Source organism: Pseudomonas sp. CM27, assembly GCF_013179515.1.
Taxonomy (GTDB): domain Bacteria; phylum Pseudomonadota; class Gammaproteobacteria; order Pseudomonadales; family Pseudomonadaceae; genus Aquipseudomonas.
On the sequence record NZ_JABMCN010000435.1, the window covers coordinates 1 to 1510 of the forward strand.

Sequence of the window (1510 nt, forward strand, 5' to 3'; positions counted from 1 at the left end):
GCTGGTTGCCCTGCAGGCACACATGCGCTGGCTGCAGGGCGCCATGCAGCACATTGCATTCGTGGGCCAGCGCCAGGGCGTTGGCCGCGTTCATGGCAATATCGAGAAACGGCGCGAGCGCCAGTGGGCCGTTGGCGATCAGGTCGGCGACCGAGCGGCCGGCCGGGTACACCAGCAGCGGGCCTTCGGCGGAGCGTACGAATGCCGACGGGATGACCGCCCACTGCGAGTCCAGTTGCAGGCGGTAATCACGTTCCAGCCGCTGGCAGGCGGCAGGGGCTTCGAGCGGAGCGCGCACTGCAATCCAGGCTTGCTGGCTGGCGGGGTCGTGCAGGCGAAAGTAGCTGAGTTCACCTTCCTGGCCCAGCGCGGTAATGTCGCAGCGGTTCAACCAGCCCTCATCGATCGACTGGTCAAAATCGATGGGCCTGTGGGCGAGGCGTTCATCGAGCATCGGGCACCCCTGCTAGCGACATCATGAGACGCGAGTATACGCAGCGCCCCCCCTGTGGATGCGGCTTGCAGCGCGCTTGGCCGTAACGGGCACGCCGTTGTCCGTTATTGCCCCCAGGCCTTTGCCGGGCGCTTGTATAGTCCTTGGGCCAACCTATCCCTCGGGATAATTGTCTGAATGCGTGCGCTGGCCTAGGCTGCCCGGGCTGCGCGAACGCCCGTCCCCGTGCGAGGAAGCCATGATCCGAATAGGTAATGCCCAGGTGTCGCTGGAGCGGCGAGAAGCGTTTCTCGACGGCAAGCCGATCGCGTTGGGCGGGCGTGCATTCGAGGTGCTGGCCACGCTGATCAAGGCCAAAGGCCGGGTGGTCGGCAAGGAGGAACTGTTCAGCCAGGTGTGGGCCGGCACGGTAGTGGAGGACAACAACCTGCAGGTGCAGGTGTCCTTGCTGCGCAAGGCCTTTGCCAATCACGGCCTGATCCAGACCGTGCCACGCCGCGGTTACCGCCTGGCCGCCGATATCAGCCTGGAAGTACCTTGCAAGGCTTTTGCTCAATCGCCGCTGTGCACCTCCACCCTGGAGCCGCTGGTCGACAGCACGCACGTGCCGGTGCTGGTAGTGGACGATGACCCATCGGTGCGCACGGCGCTGGGCCGGCTGCTGCGCGCCCAGGATATCCCGCATCACCTGTTCGCCAGTGCCGAGGCGCTTTTCGATGCGCGCTTGGAAACCCCCTACGCCTGCCTGCTGCTGGACATGCATCTGCCCGGGACCAGCGGCCTGGAGGTGCAGGATGCGCTGCGCCAACTGGCCCTGCCGTGGCCGATCGTGTTCATGACCGGCTTCGGCACCATCCCGATGACGGTCCAGGCCATGCGTGCCGGTGCCGTGGAGTTCCTGACCAAGCCTTTCGACGAGGACCAGTTGCTGGCACTGCTGCAGGCGGTGCGCGCACGGGCTGTGGTCGATGGACGCAAATGGCGCCACGCGCGACAGGTCGAGGACAAGTACCAGCGCCTGACTCAGCGCGAGCGCCAGGTTTTCTCACTGGTGGT

2 protein-coding genes are annotated in these 1510 nt (G+C 65.6%); one reads left to right on the forward strand and one right to left on the reverse strand.

Annotated elements, in window-relative coordinates:
- Positions 1-454, reverse strand: a 454-nt coding sequence (locus HP547_RS28715) for a hypothetical protein (protein WP_172288879.1), incomplete at its 3' end; no start/stop codon positions are given.
- A 238-nt stretch (positions 455-692) separates the two neighbouring features.
- Here HP547_RS28715 and HP547_RS28720 point away from each other — a divergent pair.
- A partial coding sequence (locus HP547_RS28720) for a response regulator (protein ID WP_172288881.1) occupies positions 693-1510 on the forward strand: 818 nt, incomplete at its 3' end.